Annotated in this window: 26 protein-coding genes; 20 read left to right on the plus strand and 6 right to left on the minus strand. The window is 64.1% G+C overall.

All coding sequences use genetic code 11. The features are described from left to right. The first annotated feature begins 9 nt into the window (after nt 1–9). From AAHM38_RS13695 to AAHM38_RS13770, 16 genes are all read left to right on the plus strand, one after another. A complete protein-coding gene (locus AAHM38_RS13695; protein ID WP_012762297.1) occupies nt 10–495 on the plus strand; it encodes a MaoC family dehydratase in 486 nt (161 codons plus the stop codon). A 37-nt stretch (nt 496–532) separates the two neighbouring features. Continuing rightward, nucleotides 533–1,012 carry a MaoC family dehydratase gene (locus AAHM38_RS13700; RefSeq protein WP_092969588.1) on the plus strand — a complete coding sequence of 160 codons (480 nt, stop codon included), beginning with the start codon at nt 533–535 and terminating at the stop codon, nt 1,010–1,012. Nucleotides 1,013–1,276: 264 nt separating this feature from the next. Further along, complete coding sequence (urtA, locus tag AAHM38_RS13705; protein WP_116576515.1) at nt 1,277–2,533, plus strand: urea ABC transporter substrate-binding protein; 1,257 nt, start codon at nt 1,277–1,279, stop codon at nt 2,531–2,533. 100 nt (nt 2,534–2,633) lie between these two features. Then, entirely contained in the window at nt 2,634–4,265 is a 1,632-nt protein-coding gene (urtB, locus tag AAHM38_RS13710; protein ID WP_165835798.1) for an urea ABC transporter permease subunit UrtB, read from the plus strand. Between the two features lies 1 nt (nt 4,266). Beyond that, nucleotides 4,267–5,436 carry an urea ABC transporter permease subunit UrtC gene (gene urtC, locus AAHM38_RS13715; protein WP_012762293.1) on the plus strand — a complete coding sequence of 390 codons (1,170 nt, stop codon included), beginning with the start codon at nt 4,267–4,269 and terminating at the stop codon, nt 5,434–5,436. Continuing rightward, nucleotides 5,433–6,284, plus strand: coding sequence for an urea ABC transporter ATP-binding protein UrtD (gene urtD, locus AAHM38_RS13720; protein ID WP_012762292.1), 852 nt, complete (start codon nt 5,433–5,435; stop codon nt 6,282–6,284). The genes urtC and urtD overlap by 4 nt, the downstream gene beginning before the upstream one ends. 1 nt (nt 6,285) lies before the next feature. Next, the gene (gene urtE, locus AAHM38_RS13725) at nt 6,286–6,978 is read left to right on the plus strand and encodes an urea ABC transporter ATP-binding subunit UrtE (RefSeq protein WP_012762291.1); all 693 of its coding nucleotides are present in this window, start codon (nt 6,286–6,288) and stop codon (nt 6,976–6,978) included. Between the two features lie 102 nt (nt 6,979–7,080). Then, entirely contained in the window at nt 7,081–7,968 is an 888-nt protein-coding gene (locus AAHM38_RS13730) for an urease accessory protein UreD (protein WP_116576514.1), read from the plus strand. A 79-nt stretch (nt 7,969–8,047) separates the two neighbouring features. Continuing rightward, nucleotides 8,048–8,350 carry an urease subunit gamma gene (locus tag AAHM38_RS13735; RefSeq protein ID WP_004630759.1) on the plus strand — a complete coding sequence of 101 codons (303 nt, stop codon included), beginning with the start codon at nt 8,048–8,050 and terminating at the stop codon, nt 8,348–8,350. 48 nt (nt 8,351–8,398) lie between these two features. Then, complete coding sequence (locus AAHM38_RS13740; RefSeq protein WP_116576513.1) at nt 8,399–9,016, plus strand: HupE/UreJ family protein; 618 nt, start codon at nt 8,399–8,401, stop codon at nt 9,014–9,016. Between the two features lie 12 nt (nt 9,017–9,028). Next, entirely contained in the window at nt 9,029–9,334 is a 306-nt protein-coding gene (locus AAHM38_RS13745; RefSeq protein WP_116576512.1) for an urease subunit beta, read from the plus strand. Between the two features lie 13 nt (nt 9,335–9,347). Beyond that, nucleotides 9,348–11,066: an urease subunit alpha gene (gene ureC, locus AAHM38_RS13750; RefSeq protein WP_116576511.1), complete on the plus strand. Its 1,719-nt coding sequence runs from the start codon at nt 9,348–9,350 to the stop codon at nt 11,064–11,066. A 668-nt stretch (nt 11,067–11,734) separates the two neighbouring features. After that, nucleotides 11,735–12,373: an urease accessory protein UreE gene (gene ureE, locus AAHM38_RS13755; protein WP_116576509.1), complete on the plus strand. Its 639-nt coding sequence runs from the start codon at nt 11,735–11,737 to the stop codon at nt 12,371–12,373. Then, nucleotides 12,366–13,055: an urease accessory protein UreF gene (locus AAHM38_RS13760; protein WP_116576556.1), complete on the plus strand. Its 690-nt coding sequence runs from the start codon at nt 12,366–12,368 to the stop codon at nt 13,053–13,055. The genes ureE and AAHM38_RS13760 overlap by 8 nt, the downstream gene beginning before the upstream one ends. An 11-nt stretch (nt 13,056–13,066) precedes the next feature. Beyond that, nucleotides 13,067–13,693 (plus strand): urease accessory protein UreG, encoded by a 627-nt coding sequence (ureG, locus tag AAHM38_RS13765; RefSeq protein WP_009241038.1) that lies wholly within the window; start codon nt 13,067–13,069, stop codon nt 13,691–13,693. Nucleotides 13,694–13,759: 66 nt separating this feature from the next. After that, nucleotides 13,760–14,077 (plus strand): hypothetical protein, encoded by a 318-nt coding sequence (locus AAHM38_RS13770; protein WP_116576508.1) that lies wholly within the window; start codon nt 13,760–13,762, stop codon nt 14,075–14,077. A gap of 72 nt (nt 14,078–14,149) precedes the next feature. On the opposite strand, the gene AAHM38_RS13775 is transcribed toward AAHM38_RS13770, so the two are convergent. From AAHM38_RS13775 to AAHM38_RS13790, 4 genes are all read right to left on the minus strand, one after another. After that, nucleotides 14,150–14,809 (minus strand): methyltransferase family protein, encoded by a 660-nt coding sequence (locus tag AAHM38_RS13775; RefSeq protein ID WP_009241036.1) that lies wholly within the window; start codon nt 14,807–14,809, stop codon nt 14,150–14,152. A gap of 128 nt (nt 14,810–14,937) precedes the next feature. Continuing rightward, nucleotides 14,938–15,630, minus strand: a complete 693-nt coding sequence (locus AAHM38_RS13780) for a glutathione S-transferase N-terminal domain-containing protein (protein WP_012762282.1) — start codon at nt 15,628–15,630, stop codon at nt 14,938–14,940. A 170-nt stretch (nt 15,631–15,800) separates the two neighbouring features. Next, nucleotides 15,801–17,060, minus strand: coding sequence for an acyl-CoA dehydrogenase family protein (locus AAHM38_RS13785; RefSeq protein WP_004636510.1), 1,260 nt, complete (start codon nt 17,058–17,060; stop codon nt 15,801–15,803). Nucleotides 17,061–17,141: 81 nt separating this feature from the next. Further along, a complete protein-coding gene (locus AAHM38_RS13790; protein WP_116576507.1) occupies nt 17,142–17,579 on the minus strand; it encodes a PaaI family thioesterase in 438 nt (145 codons plus the stop codon). A gap of 93 nt (nt 17,580–17,672) precedes the next feature. Here AAHM38_RS13790 and AAHM38_RS13795 point away from each other — a divergent pair, with 93 nt between their 5' ends. Then, complete coding sequence (locus AAHM38_RS13795) at nt 17,673–18,617, plus strand: LysR family transcriptional regulator (RefSeq protein ID WP_065858822.1); 945 nt, start codon at nt 17,673–17,675, stop codon at nt 18,615–18,617. A gap of 140 nt (nt 18,618–18,757) precedes the next feature. Beyond that, nucleotides 18,758–19,786 carry a transporter gene (locus AAHM38_RS13800; RefSeq protein WP_116576506.1) on the plus strand — a complete coding sequence of 343 codons (1,029 nt, stop codon included), beginning with the start codon at nt 18,758–18,760 and terminating at the stop codon, nt 19,784–19,786. Between the two features lie 6 nt (nt 19,787–19,792). Here AAHM38_RS13800 and AAHM38_RS13805 read toward each other — a convergent pair whose 3' ends face one another. Then, nucleotides 19,793–20,788, minus strand: a complete 996-nt coding sequence (locus tag AAHM38_RS13805; protein ID WP_116576505.1) for a LysR family transcriptional regulator — start codon at nt 20,786–20,788, stop codon at nt 19,793–19,795. A 124-nt stretch (nt 20,789–20,912) separates the two neighbouring features. On the opposite strand from AAHM38_RS13805, the gene AAHM38_RS13810 reads away from it, so the two are divergent. Together AAHM38_RS13810 and AAHM38_RS13815 are read left to right on the plus strand one after the other, a co-directional pair. Beyond that, nucleotides 20,913–21,626, plus strand: coding sequence for an SDR family oxidoreductase (locus tag AAHM38_RS13810; protein WP_012762277.1), 714 nt, complete (start codon nt 20,913–20,915; stop codon nt 21,624–21,626). Then, on the plus strand, nt 21,623–22,024 hold the full coding sequence (locus AAHM38_RS13815; RefSeq protein ID WP_012762276.1) for a glyoxalase: 402 nt from the start codon (nt 21,623–21,625) through the stop codon (nt 22,022–22,024). Before AAHM38_RS13810 ends, AAHM38_RS13815 begins: the two co-directional genes overlap by 4 nt. Before the next feature lie 13 nt (nt 22,025–22,037). On the opposite strand, the gene AAHM38_RS13820 is transcribed toward AAHM38_RS13815, so the two are convergent. Further along, on the minus strand, nt 22,038–23,126 hold the full coding sequence (locus AAHM38_RS13820; protein WP_116576504.1) for a phosphotransferase: 1,089 nt from the start codon (nt 23,124–23,126) through the stop codon (nt 22,038–22,040). Between the last annotated feature and the right edge of the window lie 23 nt (nt 23,127–23,149).

The raw sequence follows: 23,149 nt of genomic DNA on the forward strand, positions 1-23,149 counted from the left end.
GGAGACGACATGGCGGAGAACGAAAGCGCAGAAGCAACACGATCGTACGAGTTCTACTTCGATGATTTTGAAGTCGGTCGCACGCTGCAGGTGGGCACGTACACGGTCACCGAAGAAGAGATCCTGACCTTTGCACGGCAGTACGATCCGCAGCCGTTCCACATCGACGCGGAAGCCGCCAAGCACAGCATTTACGGCGGCATTATTTCGAGCGGCTGGATGACCTGCTCGATCATGATGCGGCTGATGGTGACGGGGTTTCTGGGCAAGGCAGCCAGCATGGGTTCACCGGGCGTGGATGAAATCCGCTGGATGAAGCCGGTGTATCCGGGTGACACGCTGTCGGTGTCGAGCACGTGCATGGAAGTGCGTCCGTCGCAGTCGAAGCCGGACCGTGGCGTGGCGGTCAACCGTTGGGAAGCGCGCAACCAGCGCGGCGAACTTGTCTGTACGGTCACGGGCATGGGCTTGTTTGGCCGGCGCCCGAAGGCTTGATGACACCTCATCGCATCACAACAAGGAGACAACGCAGATGCGCATCATCGAATCGCTCGACGAGTTGAAAGGTTTGATCGGCCAGGAAGTCGCCGTGAGCGACTGGACCGAGATCACGCAGCAGCAGGTGAACCTCTTTGCCGAGGCCACGGGCGATCACCAGTGGATTCACGTGGATGTGGAGCGTGCCAAGCGTGAGTCGCCGTTTGGCGCACCGGTGGCGCACGGTTTTCTGACGCTGTCGCTGCTGCCGATGCTGATGGCCAATGCGATCGAGATGTCCGACGTGAAGATGGGCGTGAACTACGGCCTGAACAAGGTTCGCTTTACGGCGCCGGTGCCGGTCGGCAGCCGCGTGCGCGCGCGCGTGAAGCTGGTCGAAATGGAAGCGCTGCCGCCGCTGCCCAATGCCCCCGCGTTGACCGGCGCACAGATGACCTGGGCCGTGACCATCGAGCGTGAGGGGCAGGAGCGCCCCGTGTGCGTGGCCGAATCGATTTCGCGCCGCTATTCCTGAGTCGCGTCTTTCGCAAGCTCACCGGGCCGGCGCAATGCCGGCCTTTCTCTTTGCGTCGGTTTGCCCTTGCGCTCCGCTTGTTTTGTGCTTGTATTCGCGCGCCCCAAGCAGGCGCATTCAAAACAATAAATGCGCTGACTTGGCGCTGCATTGGCACCGTTTTGGCGCGAATTTCCCTTCGAATGAGCCAAATGTGATGGCACGGTAGTTGCACTTTTAGGCCCCGGGAGTCGTTCTCGCCACCAATAAACCCAAGGAGCCGCAATGAAACGTCGTGAGCTGTTGAAGCTGTCTGCCGTCGCCGCCGCAACGCTGTTGTCCGTGTCGAGCCTCGCGTTTGCTCAGGCAAAAGAACCGATCAAGGTCGGCGTCCTGCATTCGCTGTCGGGAACGATGGCCATCTCCGAGACGTCGCTGAAAGACGTCGCGCTGATGACGATCGACGAGATTAACAAGAGTGGCGGCGTGCTGGGCCGCAAGCTGGAACCGGTGGTGGTGGATCCGGCATCGAACTGGCCGCTGTTTGCCGAAAAAGCGCGCGGGCTGCTGACGCAGGACAAGGTGGCCGTGACATTCGGCTGCTGGACGTCGGTGTCGCGCAAGTCCGTGCTGCCGGTCTATGAAGAGTTGAATGGCCTGCTGTTCTACCCGGTGCAGTACGAAGGCGAAGAGATGTCGAAGAACGTCTTCTACACCGGCGCGGCACCCAACCAGCAGGCTATTCCGGCCGTGGAATACCTGATGAGCAAGGAAGGCGGCGGCGCCAAGCGCTTCTTCCTGCTCGGTACCGATTACGTCTACCCGCGCACGACCAACAAGATCCTGCGTGCCTTCCTGCACAGCAAGGGCGTGAAGGACAGCGACATCGAAGAGGTCTATACGCCGTTCGGCCACTCCGACTATCAGACCATCGTTGCCAACATCAAGAAGTTCGCGCAGGGCGGCAAGACGGCCGTGGTGTCGACCATCAACGGCGACTCCAACGTGCCGTTCTACAAGGAACTCGGCAACGCCGGCCTGAAGGCCAAGGACGTGCCGGTGGTGGCCTTCTCGGTGGGTGAAGAAGAACTGCGCGGCATCGACACCAAGCCGCTGGTAGGCCATCTGGCCGCATGGAACTACTTCATGTCGGTCAAGAACCCGGTTAACGACGACTTCAAGAAGAAGTGGGCTGCGTGGGTCAAGGCCAATAACCTGCCCGGCGGCGACAAGCGCGTCACCAACGACCCGATGGAAGCCACCTACGTCGGCATCATGATGTGGAAGCAGGCTGTCGAGAAGGCCGGTTCGACCGACGTGGACAAGGTCCGCAAGGCGATGTACGGCCAGCAGTTCAAGGCACCGTCGGGCTTTACGCTGGTGATGAACAACAACCATCACCTGAGCAAGCCCGTGATGATTGGCGAGGTTCGCGCCGATGGTCAGTTCAACGTCGTGTGGAAGACGCCGACGGTGATCCGCGCCAAGCCGTGGAGCCCGTACATCCCGGGCAACGAGGGCAAGCCTGACGAAGTGAAGTAATCAGGCGGACCGGCGGCGCATAGAGCGCGGCCGGTCCTTTGAACGACGCTGCACGACGTGGCGGACGGCCCCAACACCGGCCGCCACGCATCGGATTGCCATGATGCGCTTGTCCCGCTGGTTGTTTCATTCTCTTGCCGCACTGCTGTGCGCTTTCTGTCTGGCTGCGACGCCCCAAGGCCTTGCGTGGGCCGCCGGACAACCCCTGACCCAGGCCGATCTCAAGCCGCTGGCCGAAGACGACTTCGATGCCAAGGTCAAGGCGCTCAACGCGCTGACCGCTGCGCCCGCCGAACAAGCCGGGCCGATCCTGCAAGCTCTGCAAAATGACGCGCTGTTCTTCGCGCCCGCCGCCGGCATGGTGCGTCAGGACGGCGAGAAATACCTGGACGCAATCACTGGCCTGCCCGTCACCGTCAAGGCCGACGACCTGCAGTCCCTCACACTGAACAATGCCCTGCGTGCGCAGGTGGACAGCGCGGCGAGCGGCTTCGTGCTGCAATCGCCCGATCGTGCCGTGCGCGCGCAGGCCGTCGATACGTTGCTTGCGCATCCCGAGACGGCGTCGCGCCCCATTGTCGACGCGGCGCGCAAGCATGAAACCGATCCGGAGTTGCGCAGCAAGCTGCATGTGCTCTGGGCCAATCTCGCGCTCGACGACGGTACGCATGCCGAGAAGCTGGAAGCGCTCAAGCTGCTTGCGGGCGATACCAACCCGCAGACGCGCCAGCGCATCGCCCCGTTGCTTGCCAAGGACAGCGGCGCCGACGATGAACTGCGCGCCGCGGCCCAACAGGCGCTCGACGGCCTGGCCGCGCAGCAACGCAAGGCCGAGCTGGTCGGCAACCTGTTTGCGGGGCTGAGCCTCGGCTCGGTGCTGCTGCTGGCGGCGCTCGGGCTGGCCATCACCTACGGGCTCATCGGCGTCATCAACATGGCGCACGGCGAGTTCCTGATGATCGGCGCGTATGCCACCTACGTGGTGCAAACGATCTTCCGCAATCACTTCCCCAGCGCATTCGACTGGTATTTGCCCGCCGCGCTGCCTGCCGCGTTCCTGGCGGCGGCCATCGTCGGTTTTGCGCTGGAACGGCTGGTGCTGCGGCACCTGTATGGCCGTCCGCTGGAAACGCTGCTCGCCACGTTCGGGATCAGCCTGCTGCTGATGCAGGCCGTGCGTTCGATCTTCGGTGCGCAGAACGTGGAGGTGGCGAACCCAAGCTGGATGAGCGGCGGCATTGCGTTGTACCCGGGCCTCGTGCTGCCGTACAACCGGCTCGTCATCCTGCTGTTTGCACTGGCCGTGGTGGCGATCGCCTGGGCGGTGCTCAACCGAACGCGCCTGGGCCTGTTCGTGCGCGCCACCACGCAGAACCGCACGATGGCTGCCTGCGTTGGCGTGCGCACGTGGAAGGTCGACAGCTACGCGTTTGCATTCGGTGCCGGAATTGCCGGCCTGGGCGGCTGCGCACTCTCGCAGATCGGCAACGTCGGGCCGGATCTCGGCCAGAGCTACATCATCGATTCGTTCATGGCCGTGGTGCTGGGCGGGGTGGGGCAACTGGCCGGCACGATCATCGGTGCGTTCGGGCTGGGCCTCATCAACAAGTTCATCGAGCCGTTCTATGGCGCGGTGCTGGCGAAGATCATCGTGCTGGTGCTGATCGTGCTGTTCATCCAGAAGCGTCCGCAGGGCCTGTTCGCCCTCAAGGGCCGCAGCGCCGAGGCCTGATATGACGAGGACCAAGTTCTCTCTCGATATTCCGGCGCGCATGCCGCTGCTGTCGCGGCGCGGGTGGTCTGCGCTGGTGCTCGTATCGCTCATCGTGTGCATTGGCGCGCCGGTGTGCGCGCTGCTTGTGCCGGAGGGCAGCCCGCTGCATCTGTCGGCGTATGCGCTCACGCTCGTCGGCAAGATCATGTGCTATGCGCTGGCGGCGCTGGCGCTTGATCTGGTGTGGGGCTATTGCGGCATCCTGAGCCTAGGCCACGGGCTGTTCTTCGCGCTGGGCGGTTACGGCATGGGCATGTACCTGATGCGCTCCATCGGTCGCGAAGGCGTGTACAAGAGCGATCTGCCGGACTTCATGGTCTTCCTCGACTGGAAGGAGCTGCCCTGGTTCTGGCACGGCACCGAGCACTTTGCCTGGGCCATGCTGCTGGTGATTCTGGTGCCCGGCGTGCTGGCGTGGCTGTTCGGCTTCTTCGCCTTCCGCTCACGCGTCAAGGGCGTGTACCTGTCGATCATCACGCAGGCCATGACGTACGCGGCCATGCTGCTGTTCTTCCGCAACGAGACGGGCTTTGGCGGCAACAACGGCTTTACCGATTTCAAACGCATCCTCGGATTCCCGATCTCGGCGTTGCCTACGCGCACCGTGCTCTTCGTGGCGACGTTCGTGGCGCTCGTGCTGGCGTTCATCGCCTGCCGCGCCATCGTCACGTCCAAGTTCGGCCGCGTGGTCACGGCCATCCGCGATGCCGAAGCGCGCGTGATGTTCTCCGGCTACAACCCGCTCGGCTACAAGCTGTTCGTGTGGACGTTCTCGGCCGTGCTGTGCGGCATCGCAGGTGCGCTCTACGTGCCGCAGGTCGGCATCATCAACCCGGGCGAGATGTCGCCGGGCAACTCCATCGAGATGGCGGTGTGGGTGGCCGTGGGCGGACGCGGTACGTTGATCGGCCCGATCATCGGTGCGTTCCTCGTCAACGGGGCCAAGACGTTGCTGACCGCATGGGTGCCGGAATACTGGCTGTTCGTGCTCGGGGCGATCTTCGTACTGGTGACGCTGTATCTGCCGAACGGTGTGCTGGGCCTGATGAGCAAGCTGCGCATGAAAAAGCGGGCGCCCGCGCAAGCCAAGGCGCATGAAGCCGCGACCGTCACCGGAGATCACGCATGAGCACGTTCACTGCACTCCCTGACCGCGCGGAGACCGGCACCGCCACCGGCATGGGCCATCTGGTCGAGCCGGACACGATCGACGTCTCGCACGGCGCCATCCTGTATCTCGAAGACGTGACGGTGCGCTTCGGCGGCTTTCGCGCACTGAACGCGCTCACGCTGTCGATCGACCACGGCGAACTGCGCTGCATCATCGGCCCCAACGGCGCGGGCAAGACCACGATGATGGACGTGATTACCGGCAAGACCGGGCCGCGCAATGCAGACGTGACCGGCCGCGTCTTCCTTGGCCAGACCATCGACCTGCTGCGCCTGACCGAGCCGCGCATCGCGCAGATCGGCATCGGCCGCAAGTTCCAGAAGCCGACCGTGTTCGAGCAGCACACCGTGTGGGAAAACCTGGAACTGGCGATGAAGGCCGACAAGCGCTGGTGGGTCTCGCTGCGTGCGCGCCTGTTGAACGACGGCCGCCAGCGCATCGAAGAAACGCTCGGCCGCATCCACCTGGAAGCGGAGGCGTATCGGCCTGCCGGGCTGCTCTCGCACGGCCAGAAACAGCGGCTGGAGATCGGCATGCTGCTGATGCAGCAACCGCAACTGCTGCTGCTCGACGAACCGGTCGCCGGCATGACGGATGAGGAGACGATGCAGCTCGCAACGTTGCTCAACGGCCTGCGTGGCACGTGCTCGATCATGGTCGTCGAGCACGACATGGAGTTTGTCGCCGCGCTGGCAGGGGCGGAAGGGCGCGTGACCGTGCTGGCTGAAGGCAGTGTCCTCGCCGAAGGCACGCTCGATGCCGTCAAGCGCGATGAGCGGGTGATCGAATCGTATTTAGGGCGTTGATATGTTGCAGGTCCAACAACTGAACCAGTTCTACGGCGGCAGCCACATCCTGCGCAACGTCAGCTTTGACGTCCCTACGGGCAAGCTCACCACGCTGCTTGGCCGTAACGGCGTCGGCAAGACGACGCTGCTCAAATGCCTGATGGGCGTGGTGCCCACCGCCAGCGGCTTGATCGATTGGGAAGGCCGCACCATCCAGAAGCTGCCCGCGTATGAGCGTGTCTCGCAGGGGCTCGCCTATGTGCCACAGGGGCGCGAGATCTTCCCGCGCCTGACGGTGGAAGAGAACCTGCTGATTGGAGCAGCCGCCAAGCGGGCGCCGTCCAAGGTGCCCGATTCCATCTACGAGCTGTTTCCGGTGCTCAAAGAGATGAAGGGCCGACGCGGTGGCGACCTGTCCGGCGGCCAGCAGCAGCAACTTGCCATCGGCCGTGCGCTGATGAGCGAGCCGCGCCTGCTGATCCTGGACGAGCCGACCGAGGGCATCCAGCCGTCGATCATCCAGGAGATCGGCCGCACGCTGCGGCGCCTGGTGGATGAGTTTGGCATGTCGGTGCTGCTGGTCGAGCAGTACTACGACTTTGCGCGCAGCATTGCCGACCGCTACGTCGTCATGAGCCGCGGCGAGGTGATCGCCCATGGCGACGGCGCCAATATGGAAGCCGATGGCGTGCGTGATCTGGTCGCCGTTTGATGCCCCGGCTGATGCCCCGGCATTCGACGGAAAAAGTCGAATGCCAAATCTGTGGCATCTGGCTATGATGAGAAAATTCCTAGCCGCCGTGCTGCCTTCCTGATGCGCCATCCCGATTTTCCTGTCCCGCCGCAGACCGATTCGTTCGCGTCCTGGGAAGCCTCGCTGCACCTGGCGTTTGCGCGGCGCGGTGAACGCACCGTGCTGGCCACCTGCCGGCATCAGGGGCCGCTGCGGGTGCAGAAGGCGCTGTATCCGGAAGGCGAGGGCGTCTGCCATGCCGTCATGCTGCATCCGCCTGCAGGTATTGCCGGCGGCGATGTGCTCGATATCGACATCGAACTCGGTGCCGATGCGCATGCTGTGCTGACCACGCCCGGCGCCACCAAGTGGTACAAGTCGCTCGGCCGCACGGCGACGCAGCGCGTTGCCATCCGTGCGGAGGCGGGGGCGCGGCTCGACTGGCTGCCGCAGGAGAACATCGTCTTCAACCAGGCCCGCCCGATCATCGACCTGACGCTGGATCTGGCGCCGGGCGCCAGCGCCATCGGCTGGGACACCACCATGCTCGGCCGCCACGCCGCCGGTGAATCGTGGGCCGAAGGCCGCATCGCCATGCGCACCGCATTGCGTTGCAACGGTCAGCCGCTGTGGATTGAATCGGCGGCATTCGACGCGCAATCGCCCGTGCTGAATGCGACGACGGGCATGGCCGGCTTCCACGTCGTCGGCACGCTCTGGGCCGTCGGCGAGGGCGCCACCGAAGCCCTCGCCGAATCGATGGCCGAGCACCTGCCGTACAACTTCGACCTGCGCGCGGGCGTCACGTGTCTCACGCAAGATGCGCCCGGCCTGCCAAACGTTTTGTTGCTGCGCGTGCTTGCACGCCGGCCCGAAGATGCGCGCGCGTTGCTGTCACAGACGTGGCTTGCGCTGCGCGAGCCGATGCATGGCGTGGTAGGCCGTCCGCTGCGCCTCTGGTCTACATGACGGCCACACGATGGCGACCTGACCTCGAATCGCCCGATCTGCACTGAACTGAATTGACCCTCACCGAAGAGAGCCCCACGTGGAACTGACCCCGCGCGAAAAAGACAAGTTGCTGATCTTCACCGCCGCCTTGCTGGCCGAGCGCCGCAAGGGCCGCGGCCTCAAGCTCAACTACCCGGAAGCCGTCGCCTTCATCAGCGCCGCCATCATGGAAGGCGCGCGCGACGGCAAGACGGTCGCCGACCTGATGCACTACGGCACCACGCTCCTCACGCGCAATGACGTGATGGACGGGGTGGCCGAGATGATTCCCGACATCCAGGTCGAAGCCACGTTTCCGGACGGCACGAAGCTCGTCACCGTTCACCACCCGATCGTTTGAATTTCGAAGTTTGAAGCCCGCACGCCACTCACCACTACGAGTCCTGCCATGACGCCTACCCTGTCTCGCTTCGTCCGGCCCGCTACGGCCATCGCGCTTACGTTTGGCGCCTCCATCGCGTTTGCCCACCCTGGGCACCCGGGCCATACCGCCGAGGGCAGCCTGCTCGCCGGGTTCCTCCATCCGCTCACGGGTGCAGACCACTTGCTGGCGATGGTGGCCGTGGGCGTGTGGAGCGCACTGGCCTCGCATTCGGTGCGCGATGCGCTGTGGGCGCCCGTCGCCTTTGTCGCGTTGATGATCCTGGGCGCGCTTCTCGGCGCCGGCGGTGTGGCGGTGCCGATGGCCGAGCCGATGATCGCCGCATCGCTGCTGGTATTCGGCCTGCTGATTGCCGCCCGCGCGCAACTGCCGACGTGGGGCGGTGCGCTGCTGTGCGGCGCGTTCGCGCTGTTCCACGGCTATGCGCACAGCACGGAATTCCCCGCAGGGGCGCAGGCCATGTTCCCGTACTTCGTGAGCGGCTTTGCCGTGGCGACGGCGGCGTTGCACACCGCCGGTATCGGCGCGGGCTTCGCGCTGAAGCCGCGTCTGGCATGGCTGGCGCGTCTGTCGGGTGTAGGCGTGGCGCTGTATGGTGCCGGCCTGCTCGTCACGGCCATCTGAGGGGCTTGCACCATGATCCCCGGCGAACTCCTGCCGCAAGACGGCGATCTCGAACTCAATGCTGGCCGCGCGACAGTGACGGTCACGGTGGCCAATACCGGTGATCGCCCCGTGCAGATCGGCTCGCACTACCACTTCTATGAAGTGAATGACGCCCTGCGCTTTGACCGCGAAGCCGCGTGCGGGTATCGGCTCAATATCGCCGCCGGCACCGCCGTGCGCTTCGAGCCGGGGCAGGAGCGCACGGTCGAACTCGTGGCGCTGGCCGGTGACCGCGTGGTCTACGGCTTTGCCGGACGCGTGATGGGCAAGCTTTGAGCGAGACACGGACATGACATTGAAGATCAATCGCCGCGCCTATGCGGAAATGTTCGGCCCCACCACGGGCGACCGCGTCCGCCTGGCCGACACTGAACTCATCGTCGAAGTCGAACGCGACTTCACCCTCTACGGCGAGGAAGTGAAATTCGGCGGCGGCAAGGTCATCCGCGACGGCATGGGCCAGAGCCAGCGCGAATCGAAAGACTGCGCTGACACCGTCATCACCAACGCGCTGATCATCGACCACTGGGGCATCGTCAAGGCTGACATCGGCCTGAAGCACGGCCGCATCTCGGCGATCGGCAAGGCGGGCAATCCGGACATCCAGCCCGGCGTGACCATCGTCATCGGTCCCGGCACCGAGATCATCGCGGGCGAGGGCATGATCGTCACCGCCGGCGGCGTCGACTCGCACATCCACTTCATCTGCCCGCAGCAGATCGACGAAGCGCTCAACAGCGGCGTGACGACGATGATCGGCGGCGGCACGGGCCCCGCCACCGGCACGTACGCCACCACCTGCACGCCGGGCCCGTGGTACATGCAGCGCATGCTGCAGGCCGCAGATGCGTACCCGATGAACATCGGCTTCCTGGGCAAGGGCAACGGCAGCCTGCCGGGCGCGCTGCGCGAGCAGATCGACGCAGGCGCCATCGGCCTGAAGCTGCACGAAGACTGGGGCTCCACGCCCGCCGCCATCGACTGCTGCCTGGGCGTGGCCGACGACACCGATACGCAGGTCGCCATCCACACCGATACGTTGAACGAATCGGGCTTCGTTGAAGCGACCGTCGCTGCGTTCAAAGGCCGCACGATCCACACGTATCACACCGAAGGCGCGGGCGGCGGACACGCACCCGACATCATTCGCGTGTGCGGTGAATCGAACGTGCTGCCGTCGTCCACCAACCCGACGCGGCCGTTCACCGTCAACACGCTGGACGAGCACCTCGACATGCTGATGGTGTGCCATCACCTCGATGCGTCCATCGCCGAAGACATTGCCTTTGCCGAGAGCCGCATCCGCCGCGAGACCATCGCCGCTGAAGACATCCTGCACGACTTCGGCGCGTTCTCCATGATCTCCAGCGACTCGCAGGCCATGGGGCGCGTGGGCGAAGTCGTGCTTCGTACGTGGCAGACCGCACACAAGATGAAGGTGCAGCGCGGCAAGCTGGCCGGTGATCCGAACGATGCGCGGGGCGGACATGACAACTTCCGCGTCAAGCGGTACGTGGCGAAGTACACGATCAACCCCGCGCTCACGCACGGCATCGCACATGAAGTCGGCTCGGTTGAAGTCGGCAAGTGGGCAGACCTCGTGCTGTGGAAGCCGGCGTTCTTTGGTGTGAAGCCGAGCCTAATCCTCAAGGGCGGAATGATTGCTTCTGCGGCGATGGGGGATGCGAATGCGTCGATCCCGACACCGCAGCCGGTGCACTATCGGCCGATGTTCGGGTCGGCGGGTGGGGCGCTGGGGCGGTCTTCGTTGAGCTTTCTGTCGCAGTCGGCTGCTGCGGCTGGAGTGGCGGAGCAGTACGGGCTTGCCAAGACCACCGCGGTGGTCAAGGGTACGCGTACTGTCAGCAAGGCGGACATGATTCATAACGACTGGCAGCCTCACATTACCGTTGATCCGGAGACGTATCAGGTGGTGGCGGATGGGACTGTGTTGACTTGTGAGCCGGCGGAGGTGTTGCCGATGGCGCAGAGGTATTTTTTGTTTTAGCTGGTGGGGCGGGGTTGGGCGCTGTTTTTTTGTTGTTGGTCCATCCGTGTTTCGTACCCTGCCGGGCACGACCTACTTTTCTTTGTCTTGCCAAAGAAAAGTAGGCAAAAGAAAGGCGCGCCCGAGATGGCGAAAGACTCCTTGGATTTTTGTCGCGGGGAGGGAAGGGAGGCAAACTCGCTGCGCTCAGACAGGCCTCCCTTCTTGATCCTCCCCGCAACAAAAATCCAAGGCGCCATCTAGGGCAGGAAAGTCAACGGCCACACCGGCGGGGAACTGAGGTGAGCGCCGGGGCTCGGCGAGTGCGAGTGCGAGTGCGAGTGCGAGTGCGAGTGCGAGTGCAAGTGCAAGTGCAAGTGCAAGTGCGTGCGATGGGTCCAAACGTACAACGGAGTAGCGCACGGGCAGAAGATTGTGTGCTTTCCCCCTGCCCTAGATGGCGCCTTGAATTTTCGTAAGCGGGCGGAAACAAGACGGGAAACTGTTTGAGCGAAGCGAGTTTTTCCCGTCTCCGTCCGGTTACGAAAATTCAAGGGATGGGTCGCCATCTCGGGCGCGCCTTTCTTTGCTTACTTTCTTTGGCAAGACAAAGAAAGTGAGTCGCCCCCGGCAGGGGGTGAAACCAGGGATGGCCCCCCCCCCCGCAAAATCATGAACGAATACTGACCATGCTCTCCATCAACAAACACCTCCCCGCGCCGCACGGCCTGGCCTCCGTGCTGGTCAAGCGCGCACCCAAGCTGGTACTCCCATTCCTGGAGCGCAGCCGCAGCCGCCTGCGCGCCACCCTCGACGATGGCCGTGACGTGGCCGTCGTGCTGCCGCGCGGCACCGTCATGCGCGGCGGTGATGTGCTGGTCGCTGAAGACGGCACGCTGGTTGAAGTACAGGCCGCACCGGAGCACGTCCTGCGTGTGACGAGCGACAACCGCCTCGCCTTGATGCGTGCTGCCTACCACCTCGGCAATCGCCACACACCCGTGCAGGTCAGCGCAGATGCGCTGCAGCTCGAAGCCGATCCAGTGCTCGAAGACATGCTCGTACGCCTGGGCGTGACCGTCGCGCATGTAGAGGCGCCGTTCGAGCCGGAGGCGGGCGCCTATGGCGGCGGCCATCGTCACGGCCACGATGCGACGTTCGCAGAGGACTACGCGGCCGCGCAGGCGCTGTATCACGAGCACCACGGGCACGATCATGGCCACAGTCACGCGCATGACCACGACCACGAGCATGACCACGCGCACGGTCACGATCATGGCCATGTGCATGGCCCGGGCTGCGGCCATCACCACCATCACCATGACTAACGCCGCGCAGCTCACCGCCTTGCTGCATCTCGCGTCCCCGGCGCTGCCGGTGGGCGCGTTCAGCTATTCGCAGGGGCTGGAAGCGGCGGTGGACGTTCGGCACGTGGCCGATGAGGCGTCGGCTGCGGCGTGGATTGCCGAGGGTCTCGACGTGCTGGCCGCCTGCGAGGCGCCGCTGTGGCTGCTGCAGTTTGCGGACTGGCAGGCAGGCCGCTTCGATGCCGTGGCCGAGCGCGATGCGTGGTTCCTCGCGACCCGCGAGACACGCGAGCTGCGGCTCGAAACGTCGCAGATGGGCTGGTCGCTCAGTCGACTCATCCAGCAGATGGAATGGGGCGATGCCGCACTGCGCAGCGCGTTGGCCGCGCGTGCTTCAGTGACGTTTCCAACGGCCTTTGCCGCCGCCGCTGCCGCGCTGAATGTCGACCCGCACGACGGCGTGACGGCGTACTGCTTTGCCTGGGTGGAAAACCAGATGGCGGCGGCAGTCAAGGCCGTTCCGCTCGGGCAGGCTGCGGGGCAACGGATTCTCTTTGGCCTGCACGCAGCGGTGGCGCGTGCGGTGGAAGAGGCCACGCGCCGTGCGGCATCTCATCCGCCCGAACTGTCTACGTTTTCACCGGGGCTGGGCGTGTTGTCCGCCCGGCATGAAACGCAATATTCACGACTCTTTCGATCCTGAACCTGATCATCATGCGAACCAAGAAACTTCCAGCCCTGCGCGTTGGCGTGGGCGGCCCGGTGGGCTCCGGCAAGACCACGCTGCTCGAAATGCTCTGCAAGGCCATGCGCGAGCGCTACGACCTCGTGGCGATCACCAACGACATCTACACGAAGGAAGATCAGCGGCTGCTGACCATCTCCGGCGCACTGCCAGCAGAACGGATCATGGGTGTCGAAACGGGCGGCTGCCCGCACACGGCCATCCGTGAAGATGCGTCGATCAACCTCGAAGCGGTGGATCGCATGCTCTCGAAGTTTCCGGATGCGGATGTCGTCTTCATTGAGTCGGGCGGTGACAACCTCGCAGCGACATTCAGCCCCGAGCTGTCGGACTTGACCATCTATGTGATCGACGTGGCGGGCGGCGAGAAAATCCCCCGCAAGGGCGGCCCCGGCATCACCAAGTCGGACCTGCTGATCATCAACAAGACGGACCTGGCGCCGTACGTTGGCGCGTCGCTGGAGGTGATGGAAAGCGACACCCGCAAGATGCGCGGCGATCGGCCGTTCGTGATGTGCAATCTGCGGGCGCAGGGCGGGTTGGATGAAGTGATCCGTTTTATTGAGAAACAGGGGATGCTGACGGCGGCTGCCTGAAACTGTGGCACTTGTGGGTGTCGCGCTCAGTCGAAAACACTCACGCATGCGTTGCGGAGGTGGGTGATGAAGACGCTGCATTCTGTGGTGCTGATCACGGTGGCCGTGGGCGCGCCGACCATCGTCGGGCCGTACTACACGATGGATGTACGGCTGGCGGATGGGAAGCCCGTGCGGTGTGCGGTGAATCAACCGGTGCACCTGCCGAGTCCGCCGCCGGAGCCGTTGACGGTGCGGGAGCGTAACGAGGCCGAAGTATTGGCGACACAGCCGCTGCGGATGCAGACGGGGCCCCGGTCGCCGTATCCGACTGTCTACACCGCGCCGGACGTGCAGTGCTTTGCGTTGCCCCGGACTGGCGATCAGGTGTCTTCTGTCAGGTAGCGTCGGAGCGTCCGCGCCACTCGGACGCATGCAATCGCGCGACAAGGATCGCCAGCATGATGATGAGCGGCATCAATAGAGGCCGGGAATGAGGCGCCACGTCCGGGCGCGGTAGGCGTCGTACTCCGCACCGAACTGTGATTGCAGGAGGGCTTCTTCTGCACGCATGCGCGCCACCAATGGTGGAATCAGCAAGAGCGTCAGCACCACACCGGCCAGTGCCCGGAACGTCAGTCCCCAACCCAGCGTGCCGATCAGCAACCCCAGGTAGCTCGGGTTGCGCACGTATTGGTAGATGCCGCCGGTCACAAGCGTATGGCCGGGCTGGATCGCGACCAGTCCGCTGAATCGATTGCCCAGCACATACACCGGCCACACACGCAACGCGCCGCCTGCGGCGTAGAGCACGACGCCCAGCCAACGTACGGCATCGCCATCGATGCACCAGAGGTCGAGCCGGTCTGTATACGCCGGCAGCCATGCACTGGCGAAGCCGATCACGCCAAACACCGGCAGCACCCAGCGGTTGGTTCGGTCTTCGCGTTCTCCGGGGCTCAGGTTGCCGCCGGCAAGCAAGGCGGCGATGGCCAGCAACACCGTGATCACCACAAGCACGACGCGTGCGGGATGGGCCAGGAATGCGCCCACACCACCCCAACCGAGCGCGGCAAGGCCGAGATAAACCGCGATGGACACCGCAGCCGCGAGGCCCATTTTGAGTGAGGCTGCCATAGCGCTTGTGTGGGATCGCGTGAATGGAGTGGAGCCAGTGTAGGCCGCTCGCCCGCGCCCCGCATTGACGACTTTCAAAAAAAACAGGCCGCATCTCGCAGCCTGTCTTTCGATGCGAAGACGCGGAATCAGCGCCGCGCGTACTGCGTCGCGCCGAAGAGGATTTCCTTCGCCTTGTCGTCCTGCACGGCGGGCCGCTCCTTGGCCAGCACCTTTACCGCGCGCTGCACGGCGGGCCGTTCTTCAATGGCTTCGAACCAGCGCTGCAGCTTCGGGAAATCCGACAGCTCGATTCCCTGATTCTTCCAGCTGCGCAGCCAGGGCCAGGTCGCCATATCGGCGATGGAATAGTCCGCACCACCGAGAAATTTTGATTCGCCCAGGCGCTTGTCGATCACGCCGTACAGACGCTTGGCCTCGTTCGTATAACGGTTGACTGCGTACTCGATCTTCTCAGGCGCGTAGATGCGGAAGTGGTGCGCCTGGCCGAGCATCGGGCCGACGCCGCCCATCTGGAACATCAGCCACTGCAGCACTTCGTACTTACCGCGCACGTCGTCGGGCAGGAACTTGCCGGTCTTGCCTGCGAGGTACAGCAGGATCGCGCCCGATTCGAAGAGCGAGATCGGTTTGCCGTCTGGGCCATCCTGATCGACGATGGCCGGGATCTTGTTGTTGGGGCTGATCTTGAGGAAGTCGGGCTTGAACTGGTCGCCGGCGCCGATGTTGATGCCGTGAACGCGGTAAGGCAGCTCGCATTCTTCCAGCATGATGTGCACTTTGTGCCCGTTGGGCGTGGCCCAGCTATAGACGTCGATCATCGAGTTGGCTCCTTGGCTTCTGGCCGGGAAGAGAGGTGCAGGCCACCAGCAGCCTGCAAAAGTGTTCCATTCCAGCACAGAACCAAAAAACGCGCAGACGCCGGGCAACGGGCAAAAAAATCCCCGCTCAAGGCGGGGTTAAGGAGTGAACGGTACAGCCGTGCGTCAGGTCAGGCGCCGCGTGTGACCGGCATGTCGACCACGTCTTTCAGGTGCAGATGCTTGGCCAGTTCCAGCTTGGCGATGGCCGCGCGGTGCACTTCGTCCGGGCCATCGGCCAGGCGCAGCGTGCGTTGGTGCGCATAGGCCGACGCCAGCGGGAAATCCCCCGACACGCCGCCGCCGCCGTGTGCCTGGATCGCCCAGTCGACGATCTGGCAGGCGATGTTCGGGGCCACGACCTTGATCATCGCGATTTCGGCTTTGGCGACCTTGTTGCCGACGGTGTCCATCATGTATGCGGCCTTGAGCGTCAGCAGACGGGCCTGCTCGATCATGCAGCGCGCTTCGGCAATGCGTTCGTGCCAGACGCTGTGCTGTGCGATGGCCTTGCCGAATGCGATGCGCGACGACAGGCGCTTGCACATCAGCTCCAGCGCACGCTCGGCCACGCCGATGCTGCGCATGCAGTGGTGGATGCGGCCCGGGCCCAGGCGGCCTTGAGCGATTTCGAAGCCGCGGCCTTCACCCAGGAGGATGTTGCCCACCGGCACGCGCACGTCTTTCAGGTCGACTTCCATGTGGCCGTGCGGCGCATCGTCGTAACCGAACACCGACAGCGGACGCATGACCGTGATGCCCGGCGCGTTGGCCGGCACCACGATCATCGATTGCTGCTCGTGGCGGCCGGCATCCGGGTTGGTCTTGCCCATGACGATGTAGACGGCGCAGCGCGGGTCGCCGGCGCCCGACGACCACCACTTGCGGCCGTTGATGACGTATTCGTCGCCCTGGCGCTCGATGCGGCATTCGATGTTGGTGGCGTCCGACGACGCCACGGCCGGCTCGGTCATCAGGAAGGCCGAGCGGATCTCGCCGCGCAGCAGCGGTTCGAGCCAGCGGTCTTTCAGTTCTTCGGACGCGTAGCGCTCCAGCGTTTCCATGTTGCCGGTGTCGGGCGCGGAGCAGTTGAACACTTCCGGCGCCCAGGGCACGCGGCCCATGATTTCGCACAGCGGCGCGTATTCGAGGTTCGACAGCCCTTCGGGTGCGCGCGGCGAACGCGGCAGGAACAGGTTCCACAGCCCGGCCTTGCGTGCCAGCGGCTTGAGTTCTTCGATGACCTTGGTGGGAATCCACGCGTTGCCGGCACGGCGGTTGGCCTCGATTTCTTCGTGGAAGCGGTGCTCATTTGGGTAGATGTGCTGGTCGAAGAATGCGAGCAGGCGTGCCTGCATGTCCTTGACCTTGGGCGTGTAATCGAAATTCATGGTGTCTCCTCAGTACATCGAACAAGCGCCTTGAACGGGCAACCCTCAACTCAGTTCAGACCAGACGCGCTGGGCCATGCGTCAAATACGCCCGCCGAGCACGGCAAACACGGCACTCGCGCGCGCAATCAACCGGTCGCCGCGATGGAAGAGCGCCTGCGCAAAGGCCAGCTTGCTGCCCGTGCGTAATCCTTCCGGGGTGATCTTAATCCAGTCGCCTTCTCCGGCAGAGGCGATGAAATCCACCGTCAGGCTGGCAGTCGACATGGCCAGCGCGCCGCCGGTGCCTTCGCCGGGTTCGGCCAAGCAATAACCGAGCGCTGCATCGGCCAGCGATGCCACCACGCCGCCATGCAGAATGCCGCGCCGATTCAGGTGGTGATGCTGTACATGAAAACCCATCACCATCGACGCGCCCATCCCCTTGGCATACACCGGCCCCAGCATCGTCAGGAAAGGGCTCGGCTTGTTCAGCAGTTCAAAGCCCGTCGGTACGGCGAGATTGGGGGTTGTGGTCATGGCGCGCGGCGCAACTCACAAGTGGTGTTCGCAGAATAAGCCTTCGCCTACAATAAGAGAAATGAATTTCGTAGATTGCGGTCCATCAATATCATGCATATATCGCGTGTCGATCTGAACTTGTTTGTCGTTTTCGACGCCATCTATACGGAAGGCGGGATTACGGCGGCCGCCCGCACGCTCAACTTGACGCAACCGGCGGTAAGCCACGCGCTCGGGCGTCTGCGCGAGTTGTTTGATGATCCATTGTTCGAGCGGCGTGGGCAGGGCATGGTGCCGACGCCCCTGGCGCGCACGCTCATCGCCGAGGTGCGCTCCGCGCTGCAGGGCTTCGAGCGCACGTTGCGCGAGGGCACGCGGTTCGACCCGGCCACGAGCGAGCGCCGCTTCACGTTGTCGATGCGCGATGCGCTGGAAGCCACGCTGCTGCCGCCGCTCATGGCCGCCATTGCCAAGGAGGCACCGCGCATCGACGTGACGACCGTGCGCGGAGACCGCCGGCAGCTTGAAACCGAGCTGCTGGCCGGCACCATCGATGCGGCGGCGGACATTCTGCTGCCGGCATCTCCGGCCATCCGGCACGCGCCCTTGCTGACCGACCCGATGGTGGTGCTGGCGCGCCCCGGCCATCCCATTGCAAATGAACCCCTGACGCTGGAACGCTACCTCGCATGCGAACACGTGCACGTATCGTCCCGACGCCGCGGGGCGGGGCTGGAGGATGTGGAGCTGCGCCGCCTCGGGCACGAGCGGCGCGTACGGCTGCGTTGTCAGCATTACCCGGCAGCCTGCCGGGTAGTGAGCTGTACCGACCTGCTTGCGACGTTGCCGATCCGCTACGCGCGCATCGCCAACGAGCCGTATGGCAACGTGATGTTGCCGCTGCCGTTCAACGTGCAGCCGCTTGAGCTGTACCTGTACTGGCACACGAACAGCGACCAGGATGCCGCCAGCCGCTGGCTGCGCGACCACGTGTTCGCAGCGATGGCAGAGGTGGCCCTGGACGACACCGTGGCGGCATTCGCAGACGGGCGTTGACGAACGCTGGGGCGGACGCAATCATCGGGGCTGCGCAGCGCAGATGGCGTAACCACGCCGGTTTATGACAGATTGATGGCATTTGCCATTCGACTGTCCGGCGGCTGCGCTTCCCGGAAAACCGTCTTCTCTTCCGATGTATGACTGCGACTGCGTCCGCGATCAGTTTCCAATCCGACAACACCGGTTTCATCTGCGGTTTTCGCTTCGAACCCGGTAGGCCCGGCGTCGCGCTGGATTCGTCCGAGATTGCGGATGCGCTCAAGCATGCAGAAATGGAGGGTGCCGACGACGCGTTCATCTGGCTGCATTTCAACCTGTCGCGGGCGGGCTGCATGCGGTGGCTGCAGGGCCATCTCGATCTGCCCGAGACATTTCTCGAGTTGCTGGGCGAGGAGGCGCATTCGACACGCGTCGAGCAGCAGGACGGTGCGCTCGTCGCTGTCTTCAATGATGTGATCTTCGATTTTGAGCGCACGCCCACCCAGGTGGCAACGCAGTGGGTGTACGCACACCGGCGCCTGCTGGTGACATTGCGCCGCAAGCCATTGCATTCGGTCGACCGGCTGCGCGAATGCGTTCGCAGCGGTGAGACGTTTCGCTCGCCAGCCGATCTGCTGGGCCATTTGATGTGCGATCAGGCAGATTTGATGACGCAGATCGTCCGCGCGACGGGCATCGATATCGACCGCATCGAAGACCGTTTTCTTGCGTCGAAGATCACGTCAGGGCGCCAGGAGCTTGCGGGCACGCGCCGCGTACTGGTGCGGCTTCAGCGCATGCTGGCGCCCGAGCCGGGTTCGGTCTTTCGCTTGCTGGCGCGACCGCCGGCGTGGCTGCATCCGGAAGATGTGCAGCAATTGCGTGAGTCGACCGAGGAGTTTTCCGTCGTGCTACGCGACATGAGCGGTCTGGTCGAACGCATCAAGCTGCTGCAGGAAGAGGTGATCGCGCGTCTGGACGAGCAGAACAACCGGACGCTGTTCACGCTGACGCTGGTGACCGTGCTGGCATTGCCCATCAATATCGTCGCAGGGCTCTTCGGCATGAACGTTGGTGGCGTGCCGCTGGCCGACAACCACCACGGCTTCTGGCTGATGGTGGGGCTGGTGGCGGCGTTTACCGTGATCGTTGCGTGGTGGGTGGTCCGCCGCCGCAACAACCATTAAGGACACCTACGTGTTTGCGGCGACGGCCGGCTTGGTTTTGGTCGGCTTGACCGCCTTGGCCGGCTTTTGCGATGCTGCTGCCGCTTGTGCGGACGGGAACGGGTAACGCGCGCTGAACTCCGCAAAGCGGGCGGCGAGAAAATCCGCACACGCCGTCAGTCGCGCCGGTCGATGGCGACGCGCAAGGGCGACGAGCTGCAGCGGCGTAGGGGCATGGCTCCATGCCGGCAGTGCCACCTCCAGACGGCCGGCGCACACGTCTTGCGCGACATCCAACCACGATTTGAATGCCAGGCCACGCCCGGCGACGGCCCAGTCGCGCACCACGGCGCCGTCGTCGCATTGGAAACCGCCGCGCACGTCGATCGGGGCGGGGCCGCTGGCGTGCGTGAGTTGCCAGCGCGTGACGGGCTCGCCGTTGCGCAAGAGGATCAGGCAGCGGTGGTCGGCGAGGTCGCTCGGGTGTGCGGGCCGGCCATGCTGTCTGAAGTACGACGGCGCGCCCACGATCACGCGCGGATGCGATGCCAACGGCCGTCGCACCAGCGCCGAATCCTGCAGATTCCCATAGCGCAGCGCAAAGTCGAGGTCTTCGCGCATCAGGTCAGCCAGCCGGTCGCCCAGCACCAGCGTGATCCGCACGCCGGGGTGCTCATCGCAGAACGCGTCGAGCCAAGGGCGCAGGATGTGCCGCCCCAGATCTGATGTGGCGGCAATGCGGATGGGACCGGACAGCTCCGTGCGATCCTGCCCCAGGCTTTCCGCGCCTTCGTCCAGGGCTTCCAGCGCCTGTCTGGCATAGCCTAGATAGCGCTGACCGGCTTCGGTAGGCCGCATGCTGCGCGTGGTGCGCTCAAACAGGCGGGCGCCGAGTTCGGTCTCCACGCGCTTGAGCGCCGCGCTGGCGGTGGCGGGCAGCCAGCCGAGCTGGCGCGCGGCGGCGGAAAGGTTGCCGGCGTCAGCAATGCGCACCAGCAGGCGGAGGTCGTCGAGGGCGATCATTGTCAAAGCAGATTTGGAGAATCATCAAAGCATAGCCAGATTATCTTGCTTTTGTTTGATGAAAGAATGGCCCAATTGATTGACAGTTTTTTCTTTCCTCTTCTCAAAACAAAGGAGCATTGGCATGACTTCGAAGACCTTGCAGGATCAGTCCGTGGTGGTGTTGGGCGGTACGGCCGGTATTGGTCAGGCGGTGGCACGCGCGGCTGTAGCCGAAGGGGCGCGCGTGACGGTGCTGGGGCGCTCGGCCCAAGCGGCGGATGGCGCGCACGGCATTGCCGTCGACGCGAACGACACGGCGTCGCTCGCCAGCGCCCTGGCGCAGGCAGCCCAGTTGTCGCCCAGCGGCAAGATCGACCATCTCGTCATCACCATCGGCTCGCGTACGAGCCCACCGCCGTTTGCCGCGCTGCAACGTGCTGACCTGGAACAGGCGTTTGGCACCAAGTTCTTTGCCGCCTTGATGGCAGTGCAGGCCGCATTGCCACATCTGGCGGAACGCGCATCGATTACGCTCACCTCTGGCCTGCTTTCACGCAAGGCGACAGCAACCGGCCTGCTGCGTGGCTCGATCAACGCGGCGGTGGAAGCTGCTGGCAAGAACCTGGCGAAGGAACTGGCACCGCGCCGTGTCAACGTGATCAGCCCCGGTGTGGTGGATACGGAAGTATGGGGTGCGCCGGCAGATCGGCAGGCCATGCTCGCGCGCATCGGCAGCGGCCTGCCGGTCGGCCGTGTCGGCACGCCGGAAGACCTCGCCCAAGGCTACCTGCTGGCCATGACCAACGGTTTCATGACCGGCGCCATCATCGACATTGAAGGAGGCGGTTTGCTATGACATCCGACAGCGATTGGACCTTCGACCACGTGAACTTTCACGTGGCAGGAGATGCGCCCATCCTGAAATTCTTCGCCGATGTGCTTGGCTGGAAACCGGGGCCGCGTCCGGCATTTCCGTTTCCCGGCACGTGGCTGTATCAGAACGACGATGCGCTGGTCCATCTCGTGACGCAGGCGGGCGATACGCCGGAACTGGTGTTCTCGCATATCGCGTTCCGCACCGGGAAGGATGCGGCCGATGTGCTGGCCGCCGTGCGCGAGAGTGGCATCCCGCACCAGGTAAAAAAACACCCCGCGCGGCCTGCCGCACAGATCTTCGTGCAGTTGCCGGGCGGGGTGGTGCTGGAGCTGGAGGCGCCAATGTCCGCTCCTCTTGAAGCGGCGCGCGACTACTAGTAAAGCAGCGGCGTCAGGCTCCGGCCTGCTGCGCGTACTTCCAGCCCAGTTCGGCCATTGGGCGGGCGCGCTTGCCGGCCTCCATCGCCTGCGCCGACGATGCCGTGCCATCCACCACGCGCTTCATGATCCCCTGCAGGATGCCGGCAATGCGGAACATGTTGTAGGCGAGGTAGAAGTTCCAGTCGCCCGTGATGCGGCGGCCGGTGCGTTCTTCGTATTGGCGGATGTACTCGGCTTCGGTGGGAATGCCGAGCGCTGCGAAGTCGAGTCCTGCCACGCCGCGGAACTGGCCCGGCTCGATATGCCAGCTCATGCAGTGGTAGCTGAAATCGGCGAGCGGGTGACCGAGCGTCGACAGCTCCCAATCCAGGATGGCCAGCACGCGCGGCTCGGTCGGATGGAAGATCAGGTTGTCGAGCCGGTAGTCGCCGTGAACGATGCTGGTGATTTCCTCGGCTTCCTGCGGCACGTGCTTGGGCAGCCATTCGATCAGGTTGTCCATGGCCGGAATCGACTCGGTTTCCGACAGCTTGTATTGCTTGCTCCAGCGCTCGATCTGGCGCGCGAAATAGTTGCCGGGTTTGCCGTAGTCGGCCAGGCCGATGGCGGCGTAGTCCACCGTGTGCAGCGCAGAGATGACGCGGTTCATCTCGTCATAGATCGCGCTGCGCTCGGCAGGCGCCATGCCGGGTAGTGCCTGATCCCACAGCACGCGGCCCTGAACGAACTCCATGATGTAGAAGGCGCGGCCGATCACGGCTTCGTCTTCGCACAGCGCATCCATCTTGGCGACGGGGACGTCGGTCTTGGCGAGCGCATCCATCACCCGATATTCGCGCTCGATGGCGTGTGCCGACGGCAGCAGCTTCGCCTTCGGTCCGGGCTTGGCGCGCATCACGTACGTGCGCGACGGCGTGATCAGCTTGAACGTCGGGTTTGACTGGCCGCCCTTGAACTGTTCAACCGTGAGCGGGCCGGCAAAGCCGGCCACGTGTTCACGCATCCACGCTTCCAGCGCGCCAATGTCGAACTTCTGCTGTTCTGCCACGGGGCGCGTGCCCTCGAAGGCGGAAAAATCCTGCTGGTCCGTTTGTGCCATGGGTGTGTCTCCGAATCTTCTTG

The organism is Ralstonia sp. OTU4908 (assembly GCF_038440115.1).
GTDB classification, from domain to species: domain Bacteria; phylum Pseudomonadota; class Gammaproteobacteria; order Burkholderiales; family Burkholderiaceae; genus Ralstonia; species Ralstonia pickettii.

Coding starts and splice junctions, on each gene's coding strand:
- AAHM38_RS13695 (WP_012762297.1), top strand. CDS start 10: ATGGCGGAGAACGAAAGCGCAGAAGCAACACGATCGTACGAGTTCTAC.
- AAHM38_RS13700 (WP_092969588.1), top strand. CDS start 533: ATGCGCATCATCGAATCGCTCGACGAGTTGAAAGGTTTGATCGGCCAG.
- urtA (WP_116576515.1), top strand. CDS start 1,277: ATGAAACGTCGTGAGCTGTTGAAGCTGTCTGCCGTCGCCGCCGCAACG.
- urtB (WP_165835798.1), top strand. CDS start 2,634: ATGATGCGCTTGTCCCGCTGGTTGTTTCATTCTCTTGCCGCACTGCTG.
- urtC (WP_012762293.1), top strand. CDS start 4,267: ATGACGAGGACCAAGTTCTCTCTCGATATTCCGGCGCGCATGCCGCTG.
- urtD (WP_012762292.1), top strand. CDS start 5,433: ATGAGCACGTTCACTGCACTCCCTGACCGCGCGGAGACCGGCACCGCC.
- urtE (WP_012762291.1), top strand. CDS start 6,286: ATGTTGCAGGTCCAACAACTGAACCAGTTCTACGGCGGCAGCCACATC.
- AAHM38_RS13730 (WP_116576514.1), top strand. CDS start 7,081: ATGCGCCATCCCGATTTTCCTGTCCCGCCGCAGACCGATTCGTTCGCG.
- AAHM38_RS13740 (WP_116576513.1), top strand. CDS start 8,399: ATGACGCCTACCCTGTCTCGCTTCGTCCGGCCCGCTACGGCCATCGCG.
- AAHM38_RS13745 (WP_116576512.1), top strand. CDS start 9,029: ATGATCCCCGGCGAACTCCTGCCGCAAGACGGCGATCTCGAACTCAAT.
- ureC (WP_116576511.1), top strand. CDS start 9,348: ATGACATTGAAGATCAATCGCCGCGCCTATGCGGAAATGTTCGGCCCC.
- ureE (WP_116576509.1), top strand. CDS start 11,735: ATGCTCTCCATCAACAAACACCTCCCCGCGCCGCACGGCCTGGCCTCC.
- AAHM38_RS13760 (WP_116576556.1), top strand. CDS start 12,366: ATGACTAACGCCGCGCAGCTCACCGCCTTGCTGCATCTCGCGTCCCCG.
- ureG (WP_009241038.1), top strand. CDS start 13,067: ATGCGAACCAAGAAACTTCCAGCCCTGCGCGTTGGCGTGGGCGGCCCG.
- AAHM38_RS13770 (WP_116576508.1), top strand. CDS start 13,760: ATGAAGACGCTGCATTCTGTGGTGCTGATCACGGTGGCCGTGGGCGCG.
- AAHM38_RS13775 (WP_009241036.1), bottom strand. CDS start 14,809: ATGGCAGCCTCACTCAAAATGGGCCTCGCGGCTGCGGTGTCCATCGCG.
- AAHM38_RS13780 (WP_012762282.1), bottom strand. CDS start 15,630: ATGATCGACGTCTATAGCTGGGCCACGCCCAACGGGCACAAAGTGCAC.
- AAHM38_RS13785 (WP_004636510.1), bottom strand. CDS start 17,060: ATGAATTTCGATTACACGCCCAAGGTCAAGGACATGCAGGCACGCCTG.
- AAHM38_RS13790 (WP_116576507.1), bottom strand. CDS start 17,579: ATGACCACAACCCCCAATCTCGCCGTACCGACGGGCTTTGAACTGCTG.
- AAHM38_RS13795 (WP_065858822.1), top strand. CDS start 17,673: ATGCATATATCGCGTGTCGATCTGAACTTGTTTGTCGTTTTCGACGCC.
- AAHM38_RS13800 (WP_116576506.1), top strand. CDS start 18,758: ATGACTGCGACTGCGTCCGCGATCAGTTTCCAATCCGACAACACCGGT.
- AAHM38_RS13805 (WP_116576505.1), bottom strand. CDS start 20,788: ATGATCGCCCTCGACGACCTCCGCCTGCTGGTGCGCATTGCTGACGCC.
- AAHM38_RS13810 (WP_012762277.1), top strand. CDS start 20,913: ATGACTTCGAAGACCTTGCAGGATCAGTCCGTGGTGGTGTTGGGCGGT.
- AAHM38_RS13815 (WP_012762276.1), top strand. CDS start 21,623: ATGACATCCGACAGCGATTGGACCTTCGACCACGTGAACTTTCACGTG.
- AAHM38_RS13820 (WP_116576504.1), bottom strand. CDS start 23,126: ATGGCACAAACGGACCAGCAGGATTTTTCCGCCTTCGAGGGCACGCGC.